The sequence below is a fragment of the Devosia sp. genome (assembly GCF_048261455.1).
GTDB lineage: Bacteria > Pseudomonadota > Alphaproteobacteria > Rhizobiales > Devosiaceae > Devosia_A.
In genome coordinates, this window is record NZ_JBLXGA010000001.1 from 198,768 (window position 1) to 218,854 (window position 20,087).

General features: G+C 63.6%; 19 protein-coding genes. 15 read left to right on the plus strand and 4 right to left on the minus strand.

Going from position 1 to position 20,087, the window contains the following annotated elements; all coding sequences use genetic code 11:
• Positions 1 to 90: 90 nt before the first annotated feature.
• The 3 genes from ACN0TK_RS00970 to ACN0TK_RS00980 all read left to right on the plus strand — a co-directional run bounded on the left by ACN0TK_RS00970 (position 91) and on the right by ACN0TK_RS00980 (position 4,394).
• Positions 91 to 1,386: a Gfo/Idh/MocA family protein gene (locus ACN0TK_RS00970; protein WP_417307560.1), complete on the plus strand. Its 1,296-nt coding sequence runs from the start codon at positions 91 to 93 to the stop codon at positions 1,384 to 1,386.
• 383 nt (positions 1,387 to 1,769) lie between these two features.
• A complete protein-coding gene (locus ACN0TK_RS00975; protein WP_417307561.1) occupies positions 1,770 to 3,107 on the plus strand; it encodes a hypothetical protein in 1,338 nt (445 codons plus the stop codon).
• A gap of 159 nt (positions 3,108 to 3,266) precedes the next feature.
• A complete protein-coding gene (locus ACN0TK_RS00980) occupies positions 3,267 to 4,394 on the plus strand; it encodes an alpha-D-ribose 1-methylphosphonate 5-triphosphate diphosphatase (protein WP_417307562.1) in 1,128 nt (375 codons plus the stop codon).
• 68 nt (positions 4,395 to 4,462) lie between these two features.
• On the opposite strand, the gene ACN0TK_RS00985 is transcribed toward ACN0TK_RS00980, so the two are convergent.
• Positions 4,463 to 5,506 carry an ABC transporter ATP-binding protein gene (locus ACN0TK_RS00985; protein WP_417307563.1) on the minus strand — a complete coding sequence of 348 codons (1,044 nt, stop codon included), beginning with the start codon at positions 5,504 to 5,506 and terminating at the stop codon, positions 4,463 to 4,465.
• Between the two features lie 289 nt (positions 5,507 to 5,795).
• On the opposite strand from ACN0TK_RS00985, the gene ACN0TK_RS00990 reads away from it, so the two are divergent.
• Entirely contained in the window at positions 5,796 to 8,492 is a 2,697-nt protein-coding gene (locus tag ACN0TK_RS00990) for an EAL domain-containing protein (protein ID WP_417307564.1), read from the plus strand.
• A gap of 55 nt (positions 8,493 to 8,547) precedes the next feature.
• Here ACN0TK_RS00990 and ACN0TK_RS00995 read toward each other — a convergent pair whose 3' ends face one another.
• The gene (locus tag ACN0TK_RS00995) at positions 8,548 to 8,898 is read right to left on the minus strand and encodes a hypothetical protein (RefSeq protein ID WP_417307565.1); all 351 of its coding nucleotides are present in this window, start codon (positions 8,896 to 8,898) and stop codon (positions 8,548 to 8,550) included.
• Positions 8,899 to 9,103: 205 nt separating this feature from the next.
• Between ACN0TK_RS00995 and ACN0TK_RS01000 the strand changes: the two genes are divergently transcribed.
• From ACN0TK_RS01000 to ACN0TK_RS01050, 11 genes are all read left to right on the plus strand, one after another.
• On the plus strand, positions 9,104 to 9,655 hold the full coding sequence (locus tag ACN0TK_RS01000; protein WP_417307566.1) for a chemotaxis protein CheD: 552 nt from the start codon (positions 9,104 to 9,106) through the stop codon (positions 9,653 to 9,655).
• 130 nt (positions 9,656 to 9,785) lie between these two features.
• A complete protein-coding gene (locus ACN0TK_RS01005; protein ID WP_417307567.1) occupies positions 9,786 to 11,270 on the plus strand; it encodes a methyl-accepting chemotaxis protein in 1,485 nt (494 codons plus the stop codon).
• A gap of 4 nt (positions 11,271 to 11,274) precedes the next feature.
• Entirely contained in the window at positions 11,275 to 12,141 is an 867-nt protein-coding gene (locus tag ACN0TK_RS01010; RefSeq protein WP_417307568.1) for a CheR family methyltransferase, read from the plus strand.
• Positions 12,138 to 13,196, plus strand: a complete 1,059-nt coding sequence (locus tag ACN0TK_RS01015; protein ID WP_417307569.1) for a protein-glutamate methylesterase/protein-glutamine glutaminase — start codon at positions 12,138 to 12,140, stop codon at positions 13,194 to 13,196. Before ACN0TK_RS01010 ends, ACN0TK_RS01015 begins: the two co-directional genes overlap by 4 nt.
• 97 nt (positions 13,197 to 13,293) lie before the next feature.
• Positions 13,294 to 13,683, plus strand: a complete 390-nt coding sequence (locus ACN0TK_RS01020) for a response regulator (protein WP_417307570.1) — start codon at positions 13,294 to 13,296, stop codon at positions 13,681 to 13,683.
• Between the two features lie 58 nt (positions 13,684 to 13,741).
• The gene (locus tag ACN0TK_RS01025; RefSeq protein WP_417307571.1) at positions 13,742 to 14,095 is read left to right on the plus strand and encodes a DUF1801 domain-containing protein; all 354 of its coding nucleotides are present in this window, start codon (positions 13,742 to 13,744) and stop codon (positions 14,093 to 14,095) included.
• 41 nt (positions 14,096 to 14,136) lie between these two features.
• Positions 14,137 to 14,499: a methylglyoxal synthase gene (locus ACN0TK_RS01030; protein WP_417307572.1), complete on the plus strand. Its 363-nt coding sequence runs from the start codon at positions 14,137 to 14,139 to the stop codon at positions 14,497 to 14,499.
• A 142-nt stretch (positions 14,500 to 14,641) separates the two neighbouring features.
• Positions 14,642 to 15,424, plus strand: coding sequence for an ABC transporter ATP-binding protein (locus tag ACN0TK_RS01035; RefSeq protein ID WP_417307573.1), 783 nt, complete (start codon positions 14,642 to 14,644; stop codon positions 15,422 to 15,424).
• A complete protein-coding gene (locus ACN0TK_RS01040; protein WP_417307574.1) occupies positions 15,424 to 16,128 on the plus strand; it encodes an ABC transporter ATP-binding protein in 705 nt (234 codons plus the stop codon). Before ACN0TK_RS01035 ends, ACN0TK_RS01040 begins: the two co-directional genes overlap by 1 nt.
• A gap of 10 nt (positions 16,129 to 16,138) precedes the next feature.
• Complete coding sequence (locus ACN0TK_RS01045; RefSeq protein WP_417307575.1) at positions 16,139 to 17,161, plus strand: branched-chain amino acid ABC transporter permease; 1,023 nt, start codon at positions 16,139 to 16,141, stop codon at positions 17,159 to 17,161.
• Positions 17,158 to 18,444 (plus strand): branched-chain amino acid ABC transporter permease, encoded by a 1,287-nt coding sequence (locus ACN0TK_RS01050; RefSeq protein ID WP_417307576.1) that lies wholly within the window; start codon positions 17,158 to 17,160, stop codon positions 18,442 to 18,444. The genes ACN0TK_RS01045 and ACN0TK_RS01050 overlap by 4 nt, the downstream gene beginning before the upstream one ends.
• Here ACN0TK_RS01050 and ACN0TK_RS01055 read toward each other — a convergent pair.
• A complete protein-coding gene (locus ACN0TK_RS01055) occupies positions 18,441 to 19,097 on the minus strand; it encodes a TetR family transcriptional regulator (RefSeq protein ID WP_417307577.1) in 657 nt (218 codons plus the stop codon). The genes ACN0TK_RS01050 and ACN0TK_RS01055 overlap by 4 nt on opposite strands.
• 4 nt (positions 19,098 to 19,101) lie before the next feature.
• Positions 19,102 to 20,034, minus strand: a complete 933-nt coding sequence (locus ACN0TK_RS01060; RefSeq protein WP_417307578.1) for an oxidoreductase — start codon at positions 20,032 to 20,034, stop codon at positions 19,102 to 19,104.
• Positions 20,035 to 20,087: the final 53 nt, after the last annotated feature.

A 20,087-nucleotide genomic window follows, 5' to 3' on the forward strand; every position in this document is an offset into this window, starting at 1 on the left:
GCGTGGCGGCCTTGCCATGAGTGGCGGCACTGCGCTCTAATCCGAATGCGGCAGGGAAGAGGCTGCCGCGTTCTGACGGGAAGAGACCACTTGAAATATGCAATAGTCGGCACTGGCGGTCGCCATGCCATGTTCCGCAAGGCGATCACCGAGACGCATGCGGACAAAAACGAACTCGTTGCCCTGTGTGATGTGAACGCCACCCGGTTGGCCTTGTCGGCCAGCAAGGTGCCCGACCCCGGCGGCAACGGCATCGCCACCTACCCCGCCGAAGATTTCAGCCACATGCTGGATGAGCAGAAGCCGGATGGCGTCGTGGTGACGGTGCCGGACTATCTGCACCACGAATATATCGTTGCGGCGCTGAAGGCCGGGCACGACGTTCTCACCGAAAAGCCGATGACGGTCGACCTCGACAAGCTGCGGGCGATTCTCGAGGCGCAGGCTGAAAGCGGCAAGTCGCTCAAGGTGACTTTCAACTACCGCTATACGCCGGCGCGTACGCAGCTGAAGGACATTCTGATGAGCGGGGCGATCGGCGAGATCGAGGCGGTGGATTTCCGCTGGTACCTCGACCGGGTGCACGGGGCCGACTATTTCCGGCGCTGGCACCGCTACAAGGAGAAGTCCGGCGGGCTGCTGGTCCACAAGTCTACGCATCATTTCGACCTGATGAACTGGTGGGTGAACTCGACCCCCAAGACCGTCAGCGCCAATGGCAAGCGGGCGTTCTATACGCCGGAAATGGCCAAGGAACTGGGGCTGGAAGATCACGGGCCGCGTTGCCACGGCTGCCCGGTTTTCGACAAATGCGATTACCGGCTCGACCTCGCCAATGACGCAGCGCTGCGCGAACTCTATCTCGATGCCGAGGATGACGACGGCTATGAGCGCGACAAATGCGTGTTCGCCGATGACATCACCATCGAGGACACGATGCAGGTTCAGGTGCGCTACGCCAATGATGTGTTCCTCAACTATACGCTGTGCGCCTACAGCCCGTGGGAAGGCCTGGAGATCAAGTTCCACGGCACCAAGGGCGAGCTGACGCACCGGCATGTCGAGGTGCACGGCGTCTTCGGTGGCGAGCGTGACAAGGCCGTCCAGGACAACATGACGACCACGCTGCATGTCGCGGGCAAGCGCCCGGAGCAGATCGAGGTGTGGGAAGGCGAAGGCGATCATGGCGGCGCCGACCCGGTGATGCTGGGCTATCTGTTCGACCCCGAGGGGGTAGAACCGGATCGCTACAATCGCGCCTCGACCCACAAGGAGGGTGCCTGGTCGATTCTCACCGGTATTGCCGCCAACGCCGCCATCGCCGAGGGCCGGACGGTGGATGTCGACGCCATGCTGGCGGCAGCCGGGATTTCGTTGGAGCGCTAGCGGAACGCCCGCCCACCGCGCCACGCGGTCGTCATGCCCGGGCGAAAACCCGGGCATCTTCTCCCCGAGAGGGGGAGAGGGCGATGGGGTCCGGTCTTGTTGGGTCACTCTCTCCGAATGCTCGGAGCCTGCAGTCTGTCTTTCGCCCCTCACCGGCCGCCATGCCGGCGATGCGACCCCTGGATGGTTTTGCAGCGCTGGCGCAGAAGTGTTGCTGCAATAGCTCCGTGGCGTGCCGCTTTGGGCAGAATTAAATGCCGCAGGCTGGCAGTCTCGGGCGTCCGAGATCGCGGCGTTTTTTGAGAAAATACGGATTAAGATGTAGTTTTGTTGTCTGCGGAGGGCGGATGCCGTAAACGTGCTGCCGTTCAGAAGGGTGTTTCATGCGGTCGATTGAACTTGCCCTGGTCACGTTCTTCGTCGGCGCAGCATTTCTTGCTGCCGCCTACGCTTTGGGCATCTTCAGCGCTGAAGTCTGCTGGACGGGCGAAGGCGAAGCGGCCGACTATGAAATTGTCTCCTGCGCGTTCTTTGCGCATGTGCGCAAGCAGGTCGGGTTCGGATTTGCGCTGAACTGGTCGATTGGCCTGTGCGTCCTTCTACCGTTCTTTGTCTATTGCGTGTCCGAGACCATTCGTCAGGGCTCGGCGGCCATCCTGGAAATGTCGCGGCGCCGGATGTTCGTGTGCACGGACTGGTCGGTGCCCGATACCGAGACGATCATGGGCCTGCTGCGCAAGCGCCAACGCCTGCTGGTGATAATTGTGGCGGGCCTCGCCGGCTTGCTGGCGACGATGTTCATCGTGACCGATTTCGAGCGGGTAACCGGGCAATATTACGTGTCGCCGGCGCTGCTGGCCGACGCGCGGCTGGGCGATACGGATTTCGAGGCGGACTGGTCGATCGCCGCGCCGATCTGCGTTTACACCGCGGACGCGAGCGCCGCCTGTACCGCGCTGACGCGCAAGATCGAGATGAACGGGGTGTTCGCCGGTGTGGTCTATCTCTATCTGCCGTTCGTCGGCGGCATTGCGGCCGTGACCTTCATGGCGGCATTCGGGCTCTTCGTGCGCTTCGTCTTTGCGGCGGATCTGCGTGCGGCGAACATCCAGGTTGTGCCGGACCTGCGCTCGACCGATCCGCGGCGGGGCTTCGAGGTACTGGAGCGGTTTTTCCTGTGTTCAGTGGTCGCCTGTTTCGTGGTGTTCGCCATGGGGTATCTGGTGACGTTGCAGAACGTCTATCTGCGCAGTGAAAGCCCCAATATCTTCGCCTTCGTGCTGCCGCTGCTGCCGTCGGTGAATCCGGCGGTGCTGCTGCGCGAGCTCGAAACCACCATTCGGCTGATCTTTGCCAATGGCAGCATCATCGTGGTGACGAGTTTCGGGCTGCTGTTCCTCGCCGTGGTGCTGCTCAGTGCGGCGGCCGTTCTCGGCCAGGCCGCAACGGCGGCGCGCGCGCGGGTGCTGCGGGCCCTCGCCGGGCCTCAGCTGGATCCAGGGTTCGAAGCCTATCTCGGCGAGTTGACGCCGGCCGTTGCCGAGCGGCGTCTGACCGCGAGTGTCGCCTGGCCGCGGGGCTGGCCGCTGGTGAATGTCTCGCTGGTGTGGCTGGTGCTGGCGACGATCTCGCTGCTGTTCGTCGTCATCGGCTTTTATCTCGTTGTGGCCGGCCTGGCCTTTGCGATCCGCCACGCCTGCGCGCGCAAGACAACGACGTAAGGCGGCAGTGGCTTTCGCAGCGCCGTGGGATGAGAAGGGGCGCAGTGAGCAGGCGGGTTCCTGCCCTGAATTCCTGCCCGGACTCTCACCCCGATTGTCGGCAGGATTCTTGGCGGCGTCACAATTGGCCGCTAGGCGCTGGCGCGGAGGCGCCCCGACATGAGTGATGAATTGATCCTGACCAATACGTTGGTCGTTCTCGCCGATGAGGTAATCCTGGGTTCGGTGAAACTGGTCGATGGCAGGATTGCCGAGATCGGCAGCCCGTTTGCCGGTGGCCTGGACCTCGAGGGCGATTATCTGCTGCCTGGTCTGGTCGAGTTGCATACCGATCATCTCGAGAACCACTATGCGCCACGCCCCGGGGTGCGCTGGAACCCCGTGAGTGCGGTGCAGGCGCATGATGCGCAGGTCGCGGCCGCCGGCATCACGACGGTTCTCGATGCGTTGCGGGTCGGGTTGAACCCGGACGACGGCATGTCGGCCGCCGATATCTGGCAGCTGGCCGAAGGGATTCGCGCCAGCATCGTCTCGGACCGGCTGCGCGCCGACCATTACCTGCATCTGCGCTGCGAAGTGGCGGCCCCCAATTGCCTCGAGACGTTTCACACGTTCGAAGCGGACCCGCTGGTCAGGCTTGCCTCGCTCATGGATCACTCACCGGGGCAGCGGCAGTTCGCCTCGATCGAGGCCTATCGCAGCTATTACCAGCGCAAGAAGCGGCTGAGCGATACCGAGTTCGAGCGGTTCGCCGAGCGGCGGATTGCGGAGTCTCAGGAATTTGCAGCGCAGCATCGCAAGGCGATTGCCGAGTTGGCGCGCGAACGCGGTATCACGCTTGCCAGCCATGACGATGCGACGGTGGAGCAGGTGAGTGAAGCCGAAGCGCACGGCATCGCGATTGCCGAATTTCCGACGACGCTCGAAGCGGCGGATGCCTCGCGGCAGGCCGGGATGTCGATCCTGATGGGGGCGCCCAACGTGGTGCGCGGCGGCTCGCACTCGGGAAATGTCTCGGCGGGCGAGCTGGCGCGCGACGGGCTGCTCGACATCTTGTCCTCGGACTATGTGCCCTCGAGCCTGCTGCAGTCGGTGTTCGCGCTGGAAGACGAGATATCGCTGCCCGCAGCGGTGGGGCTGGTGTCACGGCAGCCGGCGCGATCGGCCGGGTTCACCGATCGCGGCGAGATTGCCGTGGGGCGGCGGGCCGATCTGGTGCAGGTCAAGCTGCTCGACGACGTGCCGCTGGTCCGCACCGTGTGGCGCGAGGGCCGCCGGGTCATCTGAGGGCGGGAACGACGAGGCCGCCGCGGGAAATCCCGCAGCGGCCCCGGTAATTTCGGAGACTGGGCGCGTCAGTTGATGCGCTTGCCGTCCTTGTCGAACAGGTGGGCCACCGACACGTCGGGGGTGACGCGCATCTTTTCGCCGGGACGTACGGTGACGCGCTCGCGGAAGATGCCGGTGATCGACTGGCTGCCGAGCTTGGCGATGACCTGGGTTTCGGAACCGGTCGGCTCGAGCACGACGACTTCAATCTCGATGCCGTTCGGGTCGATCTGCAGGTGCTCGGGACGGATGCCGTAGGTGCCGGCGCCCTTCACGGTGACGTCCGGAACCGGCAGCAGGATGCCGTCGGGCGTCTTGAAGCCCTCGGGGGTGATCTCGCCCTTGATGAAGTTCATCGACGGCGAGCCTATGAAGCCGGCAACGAAGGTGTTGACCGGGCGGTCGTACAGCTCGAGCGGCGAGCCCATCTGCTCGATGACGCCATCGCGCATGACGACGATCTTGTCGGCCATGGTCATGGCCTCGACCTGATCGTGGGTCACATAGATCGTGGTGGTCTTCAGGCGCTGATGCAGTTCCTTGATCTCGGAGCGCATCTGCACGCGCAGCTTGGCGTCGAGGTTGGACAGCGGCTCGTCGAACAGGAAGACCTGCGGGTCACGCACGATGGCGCGGCCCATGGCGACACGCTGGCGCTGACCACCTGAGAGCTGGCGCGGCTGGCGATCGAGCAGGTTCTCAAGGCCCAGGATCTGCGCGGCGCGATCCACCTTTTCCTTGATCTGGTCCTTGGAGACGCCCTTGAGCTTGAGCGAGAAGCCCATGTTCTGGGCGACCGTCATATGCGGGTAGAGCGCATAGTTCTGGAACACCATGGCGATGTCGCGTTCCTTGGGCGGCAGGTCGTTCACGACGCGATTGCCGATGCCGATCTCGCCCGAGGTGATCTCTTCGAGGCCCGCGATCATGCGCAGCAGGGTCGACTTGCCGCAGCCGGACGGGCCGACCATGACGACGAACTCGCCGTCCTCGATGTCGAAGGACACGCCCTTGAGCGCTTCGAAGTTGCCGTAGTGCTTGCCCGCCTTGTTGATCGTAACGTTGGCCATGATGGTACTCCCCAGAATGCGGTGGTCCCGCTTGTGGGCGACACAATCGGTGCCGGCGGGAGGAACGTCAAGACGCCGGTATACGACTAAAGTCGCAGAAATCTCTAATACTAAAGTCGCATGTCTGACTGCGGGCGCGGCTGGTGGCAGTCAGTCCTGGCGGCAAATCGGCTGAACAGGGTCGGCGGCGGGCCGCGCAAATGGGCCCGCTGAAGCGGCGCGGTGGTTAACGCTGGTTCATATCAATACTCAATCCAAATTTAAGTCATGACCCTTAGCAATGTGCGGAATGGTGAGTGTTCACCTGACCTGGAGCCATTCCGACGTGCCGTCCTTCGTGACCCGCATAGCAAGAGCCGCATTCAGGCCCGCCGATCTCACGGCGTTGGCGACGTTTGTGATCATGCTGCTGATCGCGTGCTTTGCCGGGTGGCAGAGCCAGGTGCTGCAAGAGCAGCGTCAGCAGGCCGATGTGATCAAGGAAGCCAATCTGGTCCGGGCGCGGCTGGATGGAAATATCACGGCCACGATCCAACTGGTGCGCGGCCTGGTTGCCACGATTGCGACCGAGCCGGACATGGATCAGGCCCGCTTTTCGCATCTGGTGGAAAGCCTGTTCGAAGGCGATAGCCTGTTGCGCAGCCTGGCGGCGGCGCCCGATCTGGTCGTCACCCGTGTCTATCCGCTGGCCGGGAACGAAAAGGTGCTGGGGCTCGACTACCGGCAGCACGCCGAGCAACGCGATGCCGTGCTGCAGGCTATCGAAAAACGTCGGATGGTAATGGCAGGTCCGCTCGAGCTGGTGCAGGGCGGGCAGGCATTCGTGACCCGCTTTCCGGTTTATCGCACTGACGCAAACGGTCGGGAGACATCGCTCTGGGGGGTGCTGTCGGCGACGATCGACGTCCAGACGCTCTATGCGCGCAGCCGGTTGGCCGCCGCCGAGAAGGCGATCGACTTCGCCATTTCCGCGCGCACCGAGGCGGGGCCGGTCGCAGCGCCGTTCTATGGCAATCCAGAGGTGCTCGAGCGCGACCCGGTCAAGCTCGACATCGCGCTGCCGTCCGGCAACTGGCAGATCGCCGCCATTCCGCAAGGCGGCTGGGTGGGGGTATCAGGGCGTGCGCTGGGTATCGGATTTGGGCTGGCGCTGCTGGCGCTGGTGGTCAGCGTGCCGATCCTGCTCAACGGCCGGCTGATGCTCGAACGCCAGGGCACGCTGGAAGCGCTGCGGGCCCGCGAGGCCGAACTCGACACCCTGTCGCGTCGGCTCGGGCTGGCGCTCGATACGTCGGAGATCGGCGTTTGGGAGTATGACCTCGAAACCAACGGTCTCGTATGGGACACGCGCATGAACCGGATGTTCGGCATGCCCAACGACGGCAAGGCGCGCACGCCGGCGGACTGGCGCAGGGCGCTCCATCCCGACGATGCCGAACGCGCGATCAGAGAATTTCAGCGCGCGCTGAATGTAACGGGCCGCTACCATTCGGAATATCGCATCCGAGCGGCGGACGGGACTGTCAAGAATATCCGGGCGATGGGGACTGTCTACGACACGCCGGGCCGCAGCACCAAGCTGGTCGGGGTCAACTGGGATGTGTCGCAGGACGTCGCGCTCAATGAAAATCTGAGGTTGGCGAACCGGCTGAGCGAGGCCCGCAATGCCGAGCTGGAGCAGGCCAAGGCGGCGATCGAGCACAATTCGCTGCACGATTCGCTCACCGGCCTGCCAAACCGGCGCTATCTCGACGACGTGCTGGCGCGCTGGTCGGACCAAGGCCAGACCAAACTGGCGCTGCTGCATATCGATCTCGATCGGTTCAAGCAGATCAATGACACACTGGGCCATGCGGCCGGTGACGCCATGTTGCGCCATGCCGCACAGGTGTTGCGCGCCAATGTGCGCAGCGGCGACTTTGTCGCCCGGATCGGCGGCGACGAGTTCGTCGTCGTGTCGCTGAGCGATGTCGAGGATACGAGTCTGGCGCAACTCGCCGACCGGATCATCACGAAAATGCGCGAACCGGTGTTCTTCGACGGGCACGAGTGCCGCTGCGGGGTATCCGTGGGCATAGCGAAGGCGGGCGACGCCGACTGTGACGCGCCGCAGGTGCTGGTGAATGCCGATATCGCTCTCTATCGGGCCAAGAGCCGCGGTCGCAACCGGTTCGAGTTTTTCACCAATGCGCTGCAGGCCGACGTCGTCCGCACCAAGATGCTTGCCGACGAGATTCTGAACGGGCTCGAACAGCACCAGTTCATTCCCTATTTCCAGCCGCAGTTCGATGCGCATACGCGCGAGGTGGTCGGCGTCGAGGCGCTGGCGCGCTGGCAGCATCCGACCAAGGGGCTGCTGCCCCCGTCGCATTTCCTCGACGTCGCCGAAGACCTCAATGTGGTCGCAACGATCGACCGCATGATCATGGAACAGTCGCTGACCCTGCTGGCGAAGTGGCGGAACGGTGGGCTCGGTATCCCGAAAATCGCGGTCAACGTCTCGTCGCGGCGGTTGCGCGAGGACCAGCTCATTCCGTCGCTTCGGCAACTGGACATCCAGCCCGGCATGATGTCGTTCGAACTGCTGGAGTCGATCTTCCTCGACGAGACCGACGATACGGTGATGTGGAACATCGAGGAGCTGAAGGATCTGGGGATCGATATCGAGATCGACGATTTCGGGACCGGCTATGCATCGATCATCAGCCTGATGAAGCTCAAGCCGAAGCGGCTCAAGATCGATCGTCAGCTGGTGATGCCGATCGTCACGTCCCAGGCGCAGCGCCGGCTGGTCGAGTCGATCGTCGAGATCGGCCGGTCAATGGACATCGAAGCGGTAGGCGAGGGCGTCGAGACGATGGCGCATGCCGATATTCTGCGCGATCTGGGGTGCTCGGTGCTGCAGGGCTATGCTTTCGCGCCACCGATGAGCGCCGCGGACCTCGAGGCTTTCGTCGCAAGGCGCGGCTGGATCGTCGCCGGCTAGGCTGGGTCTTGTCTCTGGGAATTGGCTGGGGTGGCCAGCTGACTGGCCGGAAACATCAAAACAGTTCAGCGTCGCCGTTGGAAAGATGACCGGCCGAGGTCAGCGAGGGCACGCGCAGTTCGTCGAGGACCAGTTCGGCCCAGATCTCGTCGTAGACGGCGGGATTGGTACCAGGCGGCAGCAGGGCGAACTGACGCACGGCCAGAGCCATGTTGTTGCAGCGCTGCTCGATACGGTCCTGTCCCTGCAGCGCCGAGATGATCATTCGGGCCACTTCCTTGCGCGTTTGTGCCGAAGGCGCATCGCTGCTGGACAGCAGTTCGAGCGCTTCAGTTATCCCATCCACCAGGGCGGCTGACTGCCGGGCGGTCTCGTCCAGTTCGCGCGCAAGTTTGTTCAGAGTCATATGTGGTCGGCCTTCGGAACGTACAGCTCTAACAGTCTAACTCCCTTCTTTCTAAATCGCTCCTACGTGCGAATAAAGTGCGGTTGACCACGACCCATGTGGTTAGCCCTTCACTAAGGAATTCGTCATAAGCATTTTGGAGGCCTAGGCTTTTGAGGTGACATGGATGGCGTTGGCGGGATCCCTGCCGGGAATGGATGGCGTTGTGACAACGGTGCACCAGGGCGATTGCCTGGTCTCCAGCAATCCTGACCAGACATTTTCGACCGTATTGGGCAGTTGCATTTCAGCCTGCGTGCGCGACACCGTCGCCAATGTGGGCGGCATGAACCACTTTCTGCTCGCCGAACAGTCCGGCTCGGCCAAGGATCGCTATGGTGCTTCGGCGCGCTACGGCGCGTTCGCCATGGAACAGCTGATCAACAAGGTGCTCAGCCAGGGGACCGGGCGTAAGGCCAATATCGAGATCAAGGTTTTCGGTGGCGGCAAGATCAATTCCGCGCTCGACGATGTCGGCGCCAAGAATATCGAGTTCGTGCGCGAGTTCCTCGCCAACGAAGGCTATCAGTCGGTCAAGGAAGACCTGGGTGGCAATTTCGCGCGCCGCGTAATGTTCAAGCCGCATTCCGGCAGGGCATTCATCAAACGGCTGGACAACACCGCCAAGGATTCGATCGCACGTGAAGAGCTGGCCGTGGCACGCAGCCGCCGCAGTGCGGTCAAGGCGGCGCCGGTCGACGATATCGAACTGTTCTAGGCGCGGGGCCATGCGCCCCGCCGGCCCGCCGGCCCGCCGGTTAGCGAAAAGCTACCGCAGCGGTCTGTCGGCAAGGTTTGCTTAACCATAATGCGACAAGGTGCGGCCGATTGCCTGCAGGGCTTTGAGCATGCGTCGCACGACATTTGCACTCATTGGCTTTTCCAGCTGCGTCGCGGTTCTTGCCGCGGCCGTGGCCGGTTATCTGTTCATGGGCCCGGTGGCAGCGCTGGTGGCTGGTGCATCGTGTGCAGTTGCCGCAGGAGCGCTGATGGTTTGGGTCGGGGTCAGGGCAGACCGGGCATATGCCGAACGGCTGGTGACACTGGGGCAGGCCGTCGGGCTTGCCGATGCGGTCGCCGCCACGCCCGAAAGTCTGGTCGCGAACATGTGCCAGCGGCTGGAACGAGCTGGTGGCTACAAAGCTGCCTTCGGGACGCTGAAACGGGCCGTTGTGCTGTTCGATGCCGAGGATCGCGCCATGGCGCTGAGCGCCGGCATGCAGGTGCTGCTGCCCGATGCGTGCGAGGGCATGAGCCGCTCGGAGTTGCTGTTGCCCGAAGCCGATACGGAGAGTGGCATCGCCCAGTACGGACCGCGCCGCTTTGTGGTGGGTGAGACGGCGCTGGCGGCGGGCCGGACGCTGGTCGAATTGCGCCCCGAGGGCGGGTTCATCGGCGCCGAGGATCTCGAGGACTTCACGCTGGCACTGGCGGCGGGACGCACGAGCTATCGATTCGACGACTGGGGTATGGCGCATGACCCGGTCAAACGGGCGCTGGGCCTGGCGATGGAGCGGCTGGACGTGGCGGTGGCGCCGCTGCTGGCGATGCGGACAACCGGCGGCTTTGCAGCCGAAGGGCTCAGTGCCCAGGCGGGTGACCTGACTGAAATGATTCACACGCTGACCGAAGAACGCGACAGCGCGGCACTCGCTCGGGCAGGACTGGAAGTGAAGATGGATGCCATCATGAATGCCATCGATCGCTACCGCAGCAGCGTGACGGCGCTGGCCGCTCTGGCGGACGACAGCCGCGCCGGGCTGGAGCAGGCGAGCGCGGCGATCGCTCGTGGACGCGATGGTACGCAGGCGGCTCGAAAGATGCAGAGTGAAGCGCGCGAACTGGCGGACCAGGCCGGGCAGGCCGCGGCGCTGGGCGAGACCCAGGCGGGGGGCGTGCATCAGGCGGCGCAGGCGATCGAGGCGCTGGTCGCGCAAATCGAGGATGTCGGCTTCCGCACCAACCTGCTGGCGCTCAACGCGGCGGTCGAAGCGGCACGCGCCGGAGAGCATGGTGCCAGCTTTGCCGTGGTGGCGCAGGAAGTCCGCACGCTGGCGCAAGCGTCGCAAGCGGCAGCCCGGCAGATCAGGGGCGCCGTGGAGAGTGCACGTGACCAGGCAGATAATTCAGCCAAGGTGTCTGAAAGCGTAAAAAATACCATCGCTACCCTAAATGTGCATTTAGAGAATTTAAGCGATGAGACTGCCAAGATCGCCGGGGCCCTCGAGGAGGGAAGCGGTGCCATCGATCAACTCGACGGTAATGTAGCCGCCGTGGGGACAGAAGCAGCGCGCGCGTTGCAGGCACCCCAGCGGCGAATGGTTGGAGTTTAAGGGCGTGACAAGTGACTCGGGCGAGATCAAGCTCACCGAACAAGAATTCGCACGCGTCAAGGCGCGTGTGTACCAGCAGGCCGGCATTTCGCTGTCGGACTCCAAGCGCACCCTGGTGGTTTCGCGCTTGTCCAAGCTCGTACGCGAGCGCCAGCTCAAGGACCTGACCGGATATCTCGACTATCTCGAGCGCAGCAATGATGGCGCTGCGAACCAGGATTTCATCAACGCGCTGACCACCAACCTGACGCGGTTCTGGCGCGAAGATCACCATTTCGATCACATGGTCGAATATGTCGGCCAGTTGATGAAACAGCCGCAGCGCAGTTCCGCAGGCAAGCCGCGGCTGCGCATCTGGTCGGCCGGCTGCTCGACGGGGCAGGAGCCCTATACGATTGCGCTGCAGCTGCTGTCGTCCTTTCCGGACCTCAAGCGCTGGGATTTCCGCATTCTGGCGACCGATATCGACACCAATGTCGTCGCCAAGGCGCAGGCCGGGGTCTATCCCGATTCCGAGCTGAACGGGCTGAGCAGCGAGCGGGCGCGCATGTTTGAGAGTGGCGGCAGCGGGCTGGTGCGCATTCCCCAGGCGGCGCGGCAGGTGATCTCGTTCAAGTCCTTGAACCTGATGAACAAACCCTGGCCGATGAAGGGGCCGTTCGACGCGATTTTCTGTCGCAACGTGGCCATCTATTTCGACAAGCCGACGCAGACCGAGCTGTTCCGCCGGCTAGGTGAACTGCTGGCGCCGGGTGGGTTCATGTATATCGGCCACTCGGAAAATGTCGGTGGCAACAACACAAACTTCCGCCTCGTGGGCAAGACCATCTATCAGGCGAAGGCGCCGCAGCAATCGAGGACCGCGGCATGACCATCAAGGTACTTGTCATCGACGACTCCGCGCTGATCCGCGAAGTGCTGACGCGCACCCTGAACAAGGACAAGGACATTGTTGTCGTCGGAACGGCAAATGATCCGATCGACGCGCGCGCCAAGGTCAAGCAGCTCAACCCAGACGTGCTGACGCTCGATATCGAGATGCCCAACATGAACGGGCTGCAGTTTCTCGACAAGCTGATGCGTCTGCACCCGTTGCCGGTGGTGATGGTGTCGACACTGACCACCAAGGGCGCGAGCGAAACGCTGCTGGCGCTGGAGCTGGGCGCGGTGGATTTCGTCGCCAAGCCCAGTGCGGACCTAAGTGGCGGCGTCGAGGCATTCGGCGAAAACCTGCGCCACAAGGTGCGGGCTGCCGCACAATCTGACGTGCGTGGACGCAGCATGACTGCGGCAACAGCGCCCAAGACGGTCATCACGCCCCCGCGGACGATGAAATCGCCGAACGGCGCGCTGATCGCCATCGGCGCATCGACCGGTGGTGTCGAGGCCATCCGAGTGGTGCTCAGTCAGCTGACCAACGATTGCCCGCCAGTGGTAATCGCGCAGCACATGCCGCCGGGCTTTACCCAGCGCTTTGCCGCGCGGCTCAACGAGGTGACCGAGCTCGAGGTGGTGGAAGCGCAGGATCGCCAGCCGCTGCAGCCGGGTCACGCCTATGTGGCGCCGGGCAATTACCATCTGCGAGTCGAACGCAGTTCGGGCGTCCTGAAATGCAGGATCACCCAGGACGAGCTGTCCTCGGGGCATCGGCCCAGCGTCGACGTGCTGTTCACGTCGGTCGGCAAGGTCGTCGGGTCGATGGCGGTTGGTGCGATCCTTACCGGCATGGGCCGCGACGGCGCGACCGGGATGAAGGTGATGCGCGACGCGGGCGCCTATACCGTCGGCCAGAGCGAGAACTCAGCCCTCGTTTACGGCATGCCGCGAGTGGCGTTCGAAGAGGGCGCCGTGGTCGACCAGGCACCCGTTGAACAGATTGCGGGCCGTCTTGCGGCGGCCCTGATGCGTTTGCGCAAGGCGGCCTGACGGCCGAATTGATGGATTGGTAACAGATGTTCTTTAGGGTCACACAGAGGCGTGACCCCTGTGGAACGTCCGGTAGCGAGAAGGCTTAGCGGAGCAAATGCCGAAGGCTAGTGCAATCAGCGTGATGATCGTCGACGACCAGCAGTCGATGCGCGGCATCTGCAAATACATCCTGAACCAGCTCGGTTTTACGACCATCATAGAGGCCAAGAGCGGCCGCGATGCGTTGGGAAAACTCGAAAAGGCCAGCGTGGATCTGATCATTTCCGACTGGAACATGGACGACATCGACGGGCTGACGTTGCTGCGGGTGATCCGCAAGCATCCCAAGACCCAGGCGATGCCCTTCATCATGGCGACCGGCCGCTCCGACAAGGAGCAGGTGAAGGAAGCGATTTCGGCGGGTGTGAACAATTACATCATCAAGCCGTTCGACGCTTCGACGATGAAAAAGCGCATCGAGGCGGTGATCGGCGCGCTGTCGTGATCTGCTGCCGCCGTGCTATGATGGCGGTGCCAACGACCGGCGGTTTCTGACCCCCGAGATGGTTTCCGAACACGATCTAAACCAGTTGCTGATGCGCACCGAGCCGGCCATGGCCGACACGGTGCGGGCGCTTGCGGCTCTGATCGGCGAGGTGGCGCCTACGCTCGAGGGAATGATCCGGATCGGCTGGGGCAGTATCAACTATCGCCATGCGACGGCCGGGTTCGTCTGTGCCGTGTTCCCCATGCAGGACCACGTCTCGCTGGTGTTCGAGCATGGTCGGCAGCTGAATTCGCCCATGTTGCAGGGTGACGGTGCGCAGGTGCGGTTCATCCGAATCGAACCGGGGGCGCTGCCGGATCGAGACGCGCTTGCCATCCTAATCGCCGAGGCCATTGCGCTCAGGGCCTGAGCCATGCAGAAACGCCGGGCAGCTTTGAGCGGAGACAAGTGATGGCACGCATCGGCCTCGTGGCGCATGACGACAAGAAAGACGAACTGGTCGCCTGGTGCGCACGGCACAAAGCGTTCCTGTCGCAGCACGAGCTCTACGGCACCGGCACCAGCGGCGGACGCGTCGTGGACGGGACCGGGCTCGAGGTCACGCTGCTCAAGAGCGGGCCGCTGGGCGGTGACGCACAGCTGGGCGCGATGATCGCCGAGGAGCGGCTGGATGCGCTGGTGTTTTTCCAGGATCCGCTGACGGCCATGCCGCATGATGTCGACATCAAGTCGCTGACCCGGCTGGCCACACTTTACGACATCCTGTTCGCGCCAAACCGGCGTACGGCGGACGCGATTCTCGCCTCCATTTGACCATCTGGTCAAATCCTTTCGCTTGATGTATCCACCGCCTCCAATCGTACGGGCCGGCTTTGTTGACCGGCTGGCACGCTTATGCGCTATTTGGCACCAACCAGCGACAGCAGATCGCGGATGACATCAGGACGGGGGCGGCGTGTCGTTTGACGCAGTGATTGACGTTCAGCACGTCTCGAAGAGTTTCGGCGGCCTGAAGGCCGTGCAGGACTGTTCCATCAAAGTTGCACGCGGCTCGATTACCGGGCTGATCGGACCGAACGGCGCGGGCAAGTCCACGCTGTTCAATCTGGTGGCCGGAAATATTGTACCCGACAGTGGTGCGGTGATCTTCGACGGCCGCGATGTGACCGGCATGAAGCCGCACGAGCTGTTTCATCTGGGCATGCTGCGCACCTTCCAGATTGCCCATGAATTCTCCAACATGACGGCGATCGAGAACCTGATGGTGGTGCCGCCGGGCCAGCCGGGCGAGAGCTTGCTGAAAACCTGGATCGCGCCGGGCGCAGTGCGCGCCGCCGATCAGGCGGTGCGCCAGAAGGCATCCGACGTCATCGATTTTTTGAAGCTCGGGCATGTGAAGCACGAGCTGGCCGGCAATCTGTCGGGCGGGCAGAAAAAGCTTTTGGAACTGGGGCGCACCATGATGGTCGACGCCAAGGTGGTGCTGCTCGATGAGGTGGCGGCAGGCGTCAACCGCACGCTGCTGCAGGATCTGGCGGCCAATATCGAGCGCATGAACAGCGAACTCGGCTACACCTTCTTCGTCATCGAGCACGACATGGACCTGATCGGACGGCTGTGCGACCCGGTGATCGTGATGGCGCAGGGCGAAAAGATCGCCGAAGGGCCGATGGCCGAGATCCGGGCCAATCCGGAAATCATAGAGGCCTATTTCGGCGCACCGGTGGAGGCAGACTGATGGCGCTGCTGGAGATTACCGACCTCGTCGGCGGCTATGGCGGCGCGCCCATTCTCAATGGCGTCAACATGGCGATCGAGGCCTCCGATATCGGGGTGATCGTGGGCCCGAACGGCGCGGGCAAATCGACGACGCTGAAGGCGATCTTCGGGTTGCTGAAGGTGACCGGCGGCTCGATCCGCTTTGCTGGCGACGAAATCCAGAACTCCCTGCCGGACCGGTTGGTGCCGCGCGGGCTCAGCTTCGTGCCGCAGGAAAAGAACGTCTTCACCTCGATGAGCGTCGAGGAGAACCTCGAGATGGGCGCCTTCACCCGGCGTGACGATTATCGTCCGACGATCCAGTGGATCTACGACATGTTCCCGGTGCTGGCGGAAAAACGCCGGCAGCCGGCGGGCGAGCTGAGCGGTGGGCAGCGCCAGATGGTGGCGATGGGCCGGGCCTTGATGAGCCAGCCCAAGCTGCTGCTGCTCGACGAGCCCTCGGCCGGGTTGAGCCCGCGCTATGTGATCGAAATCTTCGAGCAGATCGTCAAGGTGAACGCGGCCGGCGTCGCGATCCTGATGGTCGAACAGAATGCCCGGCAGGCGCTGGCCTTTGCCTCGCGCGGGTTCGTGCTGGCCGGCGGCGCCAATCGCTTCACCGGCACTGGCGCCGAACTGATTGCCGATCCCGAAGTCGCCAAGAGCTTTCTGGGAGGCTGAGGGCACACGCATGAACGAGTTGGTCTTCTTCTTCAATACGGTGATCGTGTCGGGCGTGGTGCTTGGCTCGGTCTATGCGCTGGGCGCAATCGGCATCACGCTGATCTTCGGCATCCTGCGGTTCGCGCATTTCGCGCATGGCGACATGATGACCATGGGCGGGTTCGTTGCCTTCCTGCTCGCCATGGGGGCGACGGCGCTGGGGCTGACCGTGCCGTGGCTGCCGACCGGCTTCGTGGTGCTGCCGCTGGCGATCGTCATCACTGCGGTGCTGGCGCTGGGGATCGATGCGGGGTTCTATGCCCCGCTGCGGCGGCGCGGCGCCAAGCCGGTGACGCTGCTGATTGCCTCGATCGGCGTGACGCTGATCATCCAGGGGCTGATCCGGCTGTTCTTCGGTTCGGGGGTCTGGAGCTTTTTCGGCATTCCGAACGCCGAAGGCGTGACGCAGACCAAGGAACTCTATCGGCTGGCGCTGCCCATCGAGGGCGTGACGCGGACGATCAATTTCACCCAGCCGCAGGTGCTGATGGTGCTGTCGACGGTGATCGCCGTGGTGGCGCTGCAGTTCTTCCTGACGCGCTCGCGGCTCGGCAAGGCGATGCGCGCCATGGCCGATAATGCCGATCTCGCGCAGGTTTCCGGCATCAACACCAAGCTGGTGGTGCGGGTGACCTGGATCATCGCGGGCGGGCTGGCGGCGCTGGCTGGCACCATGCTGGCGCTCGATGTGTCGCTGAAGCCGGACCTGGCGTTCAATATCGTCCTGCCGTTGTTCGCGGCCGCAATCGTCGGCGGGCTGGGCAAGCCGCTCGGTGCCATTGCCGGCGGCTTTTTGATCGGCTTTGCCGAGACGGCGGCGATCTTCAACTGGTCGGTGCTGCTGCGGCCGTTCAAGGACGGCTTGCCGTTCGACATTCCGCCGACGCTGGCGATCGTGCCGACTGAGTACAAACTGACCGTCGCGTTCGTCATCCTGGTTGTCGTGCTGCTGTGGCGGCCGACGGGTATCTTCAAGGGAGCCTCGTCATGATCGCACGTCGTTCCCTGATGCTGTTCGGCGGGCTGTTCGCGCTGTTCGTGGTGATCGGCCTGATGCTCGGCGCAGCCAATATCTCGCTGCTCCTGGTGCAGAGTTTCGCCTATGCGCTGATTGCGCTCGGGCTCAACATCCAGTGGGGCTACGGCGGGCTGTTCAACTTCGGCATCATGGGCATGCTGATGCTGGGCGGCGCGGCGGTGACCTTCGTCTCCTTCCCGATCAACCCCGAGTTCTGGGACTCCGATGGACCGATGATGCTGGGGCGGGCGCTGCTCGCTTTCGGCGCCGGGTTCCTCTTGGTGTTCGGCGCGAGCAAGCTCGACCGGGTGGGCATTCGCGGGCGCTGGAAGACCACGCTGACGGTGATTGCCTGGATTGTCGCTTATGCGATCTATCGCAGCCAGATTGATCCGGCTGCGGCCTATATCGAGGCCAGCTCGGGCTGGGTCGGCGGGCTAGGGCTGAACCCGATCCTGGGCTGGGCCTTCGGTGGCGTGCTCGCTGCCGGGGTGGCGTGGATTGTCGGGCGCATCAGCCTGGGGCTCAGGACCGACTACCTCGCCATCGCGACGATCGGTATTTCCGAGATCATCCGGGCGCTGCTCAAGAACATGGACTGGCTGACGCGCGGCACGCTGACGGTGTCGCCGATGCCCTGGCCCGTGCCGCAGCCGCAGGACCTGCAGGCGACCGGCGTGGCGATCACCGAGAGCTTCATCTATTCGCGCCTGGCGTTCCTGGGGATTGTTGTCGTGATCCTCGCCATTGGTTTTTTCCTGGTGCAGCGCGCCTATGGCGGGCCATGGGGCCGGATGATGCGGGCGATCCGCGACAACCACATCGCCGCCGGCTCGATGGGCAAGAACGTGACGCGCCGTCAGCTCGAAATCTTCGTCCTCGGTTCGGTGCTGATGGGCATCGGCGGGGCGATCCTCACCACCTTCGCGCAGATCTATGATCCGGGCTCGTATCAGCCGATCAACCACACCTTCCTGATCTGGGTGATGGTGATCGTCGGCGGTGCCGGCAACAACTGGGGCGCAGTGTTCGGCGCGCTGCTGATCTACATAACCTGGATGGTGTCCGATCCGGTCGCGCAATTCATCCTGAACTGGGTGTCTGAGCGTTCGACCGACATGGGCTGGGGTGCCATCCCGGACATCCAGTCGCGCGCCAGCCAGATGCGGGTGTTCGTGCTGGGCGTCGTGATCACCGTGGCGCTGCGCTACGCACCGCAGGGGCTGATCCCGGAAGTCGTGAAGCGCGAAAGCTAGCGCGCGCCGGGCAGGCTGCTCAGCAGCGCCAGGATCACGCGTTCGAGGTCGCGTTCCATGGATGGGGCGAGTGCCGCGAACTCGGGCATCTGCAGCACCTGCCGTGCAGCCTCGGACGGATGCGCGCTGGGCCACATGCCGGCGACATAGGTATGGATGGTCATGCCGGCCCAGGCGCAGTCTGTCGGGCTGATGGTGGGCAGGCAATCGTGGATCAAGGCGCCCAGCCGATCGGCCATGGCGGCAAGGTGGCGCTTGAGCGCGACGAGGATCTCCACCGACACGTTCTGTTCGAGCGTGGCGAACAGGATCGACAGCAGATGCGCGAAGCGGGGATGCTGCAAATAGGCATCCGTAGTGCTGCGAGCGACCGCTGCGGCATCGCCCTCAGGGACGGCGCGCAACAGGTCTTCCAAGGTGACCAGAAAGCGGTCGATCTCCTCGTGCAGGAGGCTGATCAGCACCTCCTCGCGGCTTTCGAAATAGCGATAGATATTGGACTTGGTGAACCCGGCACGGGCCGCGATGGCGCTGAGGCTGGTGCCTCGTGGTCCCTCAGAGTCGAACAGGTCGGCCGCCGCCGCGAGAATGGTCTCGCGGCGCAGCTCGCGCTGCTCGGGTTTGCGGGCGCGCTGGAAGCTGGCGGGGATCATGCGCTCAGGCGTCGAGGCTGACGACCGGGTAGTGGACGTCGGTCAGCTGCTCGGAGATCTGCCACAGCCGCATGGCGGTAGTCGGGTCCTTGGCGGCGCTCGAGATGCGGGCGGCTTTGGGCGCGCCGCGCATTTCGAACAGGCCATTCGGCCCGTAATACTCGCCCGGCTTCACTGTCGGGTTAGTGGCCGCGTAGAGCTGGGGCAGGGCGCCGGCCGCAGATGACTGACCAAGCAGTTTGATGAAGACGCCACTGACCGCGCCCATCACGCCTTCCGTGCCCGGACCGTTTGCCACCAGATCGGTGCTGGACATGCCCGGATGGGCGGCAAGACTGGTGATGCCCCAGCCACTGGTGTCGCTGCGGCTTTGCAGCTCGATGGCAAACACGAGGTTGGCGAGCTTTGACTGCCCGTAGGCCCGTGAGGGACTATAGTTCTCCGTCGCCTGCAGATCGTCGAAATCGAGGTGGCCGAAGCGGTGCGCCAGCGAGGAGACGGTGACGACCCGGCCATTGGCGGCGCTGAGCAGGGGCAGCAGCGCTGCGGTCAGGGCGAAATGGGCCAGATGGTTGGTGCCGAACTGAAGTTCGAAGCCGTCCTCGGTGGTCTGGCGCTCGGGCGGCATCATCACGCCGGCATTGTTGATCAGCAGATCGAGGCGGTCGAAATCAGCGACCATGCTCTCGGCGAAAGCCGTGACATTTGCGATCGCGCCGAGATCGAGGCTGCGATAGGCGATGTTGGCGTCGGGCACCTCGGCGCGAATGCGCGCCATGGCGTCGTCGGCCTTTTTCTGACTGCGTCCGGTGAGGATGACTTCGGCACCGGCCCGGCTCAGGGCAAGCGCGGTCTCATATCCGAGCCCGCCGGTGGCGCCGGTGATGACGGCGCGCTTTCCGGTCTGATCGGGAATATCCTTGGTTTTCCAGCCCATGGCGGCCTCTCCAGTCAACTTGTGTTACGCGGGAGATAAGAGACCGGTGTTCT